The sequence below is a fragment of the Akkermansia sp. KLE1798 genome, assembly GCF_001580195.1.
In the GTDB taxonomy this organism is placed as follows: Bacteria; Verrucomicrobiota; Verrucomicrobiia; order Verrucomicrobiales; family Akkermansiaceae; genus Akkermansia; species Akkermansia biwaensis.
Window position 1 is genome coordinate 1 of record NZ_KQ971085.1, and the last position, 4,729, is coordinate 4,729.

Consider the following 4,729-nt stretch of genomic DNA (forward strand, 5'->3'; position numbering starts at 1 on the left):
GGTCTTCGTTGATGTAGGCGGGGTTGACGCCCATCTGGTTGGTGCGGTTGCGCAGCCAGCTCATCTGGTCGCGCAGCGCGTCCCTCTGGGCCATGGAGAGGCTGGTGACCGTGGAACCGGCCGCCGCGGCCATTTTGCGCGATACCGCCCCGGGGTTGTTGATCAAATCGTCGTTGATGGCCGAGAGGAAGCCGGTGAGGTATTGGTCCACCTGGCCGGAACGCGCCGCTCCCCACACCAGGTTGGCCCCGGCCAGCGAGTTGGCCGTGTCCGCCAGGGCCGCGTAGGGGTTGTCGGTTTGTTCCTCGGCCTTGAGCAGGATTTTGTTGCCTTCATGCACCAGGTGGGCGTTTTTGTAGTAGGTGAGGAAGAGGCCCCCTACCGTGAGCGTGTTGTCCCCCAGCGTGATGTCTCCCGTTCCAGTGAGTTCCATCAGCGAGAGTTCCATCGGGTTGCCCGGGTTCCAGGTGATGTTGATTCCCGGCAGTGTGGTGACGTGGAAGGAGGCTCCGTTTTCCACCACGATGCTGCCGGAGGACTGGATGAAGCTTTCCGTCAGGTTCCCGTCGGAGTTGAGCGTGAAGGTGGTGGTGGAGTTGCTGCCAAAGGTGGCCCCGTCCACCTTCAGGGTGGTGTTGAGGGCGCTAATGGCGTTGTCGCTGGCCTGGATGGTCAGATGGCCCCGGTTTTCCAGCGCGGCGTAACTGAGCGCCGCCCCGTCGGTGTCCGCCTTGCCCTGCAGGACGAGGTTGCCTCCGTCGATGTTGAGGTCCGTGTCCGCCCCGGAGGCGCGCAGCGTCTGGGAGCCGCTGCCGGTGACGGTCAGCGTTCCTTCTCCCAGCGAGCCTTCATAGACGTGGGCGGCTCCCTGGGCCGCGTTGACCGTGAAGTTGTGCCCGTTGAGCGTGAGGGCTCCCGCTCCCGTGAGGCCGCTGACGTTTCCGTCGCTGTTGGCGGTGAGCTGGCCGTCCAGCTCCAGCAGCACTCCGTCCACAGAGCTGCTGGCTGCCAGTTCCAGCGAGGAGCCTTGGGCCAGCTTCAGCGTGCCGCTGCCGGTGATGGCGGTGTTGCCCAGGGCCGCCGTGGCCCCCGTGAGGGTGAGCGTGCCGGAAGTGCCGATGTCCAGCGTGCCGCCGTAGGTGCCGGCTGCCAGCGTTTGGGCCGTGGTGTTTCCACCAATACCGATGGACGCCGGGGCTCCTTCATTCGCCGAGTCAAGCCGCAGGGTTTCCACATCGGCCGTGCCGTCGAGCTGGAGGACGCCCTGCTGGGCGATGATGTCCCCGGCCAGGCTGACCGTTCCCGTCAGCGTGAGCTTGTTGGCTCCCGTCTTGACCAGGTCCGTGTTGGCCGCCGCCCCGTTGAGGCCGGTGATGTCCCCCGCAAAGCTGGTGTCCACTCCCGTGGGTCCGTCGAAGAGGTTGTTTTGCAGCTCGATGCTTCCCTTGTTGTCCGCCGTGTTGGTGACGATGAGGTTGCCCGTGCCCTGCTGCCCGGTTCCGCTTCCCGGGGCCGTGAGGTTTTTGATGACCATGGTCCCGTCGGATTCCACGTAGAGGTCTTCGTTGACGATGACCGCCTGGTAGAAGTTGAGTTCCTGGTTTTTGACGGGCGCATCCGCGCTGCCCGTGCCGTCCACGGAGGCTACGTAGATGAGGTCCGTGTCTCCGGAGATGACGATGTTGCCCCCGTCCGCGTCCACGATGCCAAAGCCCAACGCGCTGAAGAGCGGATTGGAGGTAATGTGGGTTTTGAGGGCGGCCAGCTCCGCCGTGATGGTTCCGTTGGTCAGCAGGATTTCCAGCGTGCCCCCGGCCGTTTTCATGGCGTCGGCCACGGAGGTGAGGTCCAGCGTGAGCGTGGAGCCCTCCGCAAAGGCGATGGAGCCGGAGGCCCCGTCAAACTGGATGAGGCTGCCCGTGCCCGTGAAGGGGGTGCCGGAGAGGTTGTCCGCACTGACCGCCAGCGTATTGTCGGCGCCGCTGACTGTCCACGTGCTGCCCGCCTTGAGTCCGGTGAGCTGGGTTCCCGCGGTGGTCGTGGCCACCGTGCCCAGTTGGGAGGCGTCCAGGCCGCCCAGGGCGATGTTGCCCGAGTTGGCCACGGCTCCCACATGGACGCGGTTGGCGGCATTTCCCGCGTAGGCGCCCGCCTGGCTCAGCGCCCCGGATTGGATGAGGATGTTGGTGGCGGCCGCGGCATTGTCCAGGTCCAGCGTTCCCCTGGCCAGCGTGAGCGTGCCGGTCAGGTTGTTGGCCCTGTCGCCCACCAGGAAGGTACCCGTGGTGTTGACCACCAGGTTGCCCGCTCCGCTGATGGTTCCGGCCCAGGCGGCGTTGGCCCCGCTGCCGTCTCCCAGCTGGACGGTCGAGTTCTGGGCGATGCTCATGCCGCCCGTGCTGGTGTTGGCTCCCGTCAGCACCAGCTTGTCGCTGCCCTGGACGTCGAGTTTGGCCGTGTCGATGATGTCGCCCGCATAGAGCAGGTCCTTGCCCGTGCCGCTGTAGTTGACCCGGAAGGTGCCCGCCCCGCCCAGCGAGGCGGCCTGGATGAATTCCCCGCTTGCCAGCGTGGTGGCCGCACCGCCCGCGCCCAGGGCCAGAGTCCCAAGTCCCTGGCCGGAGTGCAGCGTGCCTTCATAACCGGTCAGATCACCCGTGAAGACCACAGTGAGTGTAGGATTAGCTCCCGCTCCGGCGGGCAGGCCCAGGTTGGCTCCCGTTTCACCTGTCAGGGCTCCGGAGAGAGTGAGGGTCTGGTTGGAGTTGCCGTTGATCCAGCCTCCGGCCGCGGTGACGTGGATGTCGGCCCCTACCGGGTCGCCCCCGCCCACAAAGAAGCCCCGCCCGTCAAGTTCCAGGCTGGCTCCTCCCACGGCTTGGGCGTTGGAGAAGCCCACTTCGTTCCAGTCCGTGTTGGTGCCGTTGCCCACCAGCTTGAAGGTGCCCGTGAAGCCGGTGTTGCTGCCGCTGACCTGGTAGCGCCCACCGCCGGGGTTGGTGGGGGCTTCCTTGTCTCCCAGGATGAGGTCCCCGGCTCCGCTGATGGCTCCCGAGAGGGTGAGCACCGTGGTTCTGTTGACGGCGCGCGCTTCGTTGAATTGCAGGGCGGCCCCCTGCGCGATGGAGAGGGCACCGCTCCACACCCGCGTGGCCTGGGAGCCCGCGGGCAGGGTGATGTTGTAGGTGAGCTGGCCTTCCGTGACGCTGATGGCTCCCGTGTAGGTGGTGGTGTCCTGGGATGCCGCGGTGACGGAGATGTCCAGGCTGCCGCCGCCCAGCTTGACGAGGGCCGCGTTGCCCAGTTCCTGGCTGTAGGAGGCCCAGGAGATGTCGTTGCCGTTGGTGTCGATGCGCACGGCTTCCGTGCTGTTGGCCGCGTCAATGAGGCCGGAGATGTCCTGGGAGGCTCCCGTGCCGTACACGAAGGCGCCCCCGCCAAAGACCAGCGCGTTGGTGGCAACCAGGCCCGGAGTGTCGGCGTCGGTGACGTTGAGCACCAGCCGGCCTCCGTTGAGGGTGACCGTACCCGTGCCCAGCCCCTGGGCGGTGTTGAGGTTGAGGGTCCCATCGATGATGGTGGTACCTCCGGAGAAGGTGTTGGTGCCGGTGTTTTCAATGGTCAGCTCGCCCGTGCCGCGCTTGACCAGTTCTGTGGCGCCCGTGCCGTCCACAATGGCTCCGTCTCCCGAGAAGAGGTAGGCGGTTCCTTCCGTCCCTTGCGTGTTGTTGACCGTGATGCGCGGCGAGCTGACATCCCCGCTGATGGTGACCGTGGAGGTGGTGACGCCGGTCAGGTTTTCAAAGCTGGCCGCCTTCGTGCCGTCGTAGGCCACGGCCGTGCTGTCCTTGTCCAGCCAGATGTCCCCGCCTCCCGCGGCCATCCAGGTGCCCGCCGCTCCGCCGTTCCAGTTGAGGGCTTCTCCCAGCGCCTTGACGCGCAGGTAGAGCGTGTTGCCCGTGAGTTCCAGCGCGTAGGTGTAGTCGCCCGAGAGGCCCGAAGGGTCGAAGTGGAAGCTGTTGGCCGTCAGCGTGCCGAAGTTGTCCGCGGTGATGAGCTTGTAGTCGTTTTCCATCGTCTGGTCCACGCCGCTGATGGTCAGCGTGAGCGTGCCGGCCGCATTGAAGGAGAGCGTGCCGCCCGACTGGACGAGCGCGGCGCTCGAGGAACCCATGCCCGTGAGGTCCAGCGTCAGGCCCGAGGCCGCAGAGAGGGTCATGCTCCCGGCCGAAGTGAGACGCGCCCCGGCGCCCAGGGTGATGGAGCTGCCAAAGGCAACGCCATCGGCCAGACCGAAGTGAAGCTCCCCGGCGGAGACCGTCAGTGCGTTGGTGTAGCCCGTGGCCGTGGAGAGCGTGAGCTTGCCCGTGCCGCTCTTGGTAAAGGCGGCGCGTCCGTCCAGCACCGTCGCGTTGGCAATCACCGCGTCCGTCCCGTCCCCCGCGGAGATTTCGTCAAAGCCCGTAATGGCCGCGTTGGTAAACATGTCAGCCCTGGTCACCCCGTTGAGGTTCAACACGCTCCTGGTCACCACGTCCCCCTGGCCCTGGCCGGAAATAGACGTCGTACCCTCAAATGTGGCCGTGTCGCCCTCAATCGTCACATGGGCCAGGGCCGTGGTCAGGGAAGTGCCGTTGACCTTTCGACCGCCCGCATAAATGGAGGCATTATTGAACGTTCCACCGCTGATGGAAAGGTTGGCTTCCCCTATCGTCAATGCGGAACTGGT

1 protein-coding gene is annotated in these 4,729 nt (G+C 65.9%); it reads right to left on the bottom strand.

Annotated features, from left to right (window positions below):
• On the bottom strand, positions 1-4,729 hold a 4,729-nt coding region (locus HMPREF3039_RS08225), incomplete at both ends, for a beta strand repeat-containing protein (RefSeq protein ID WP_147549388.1).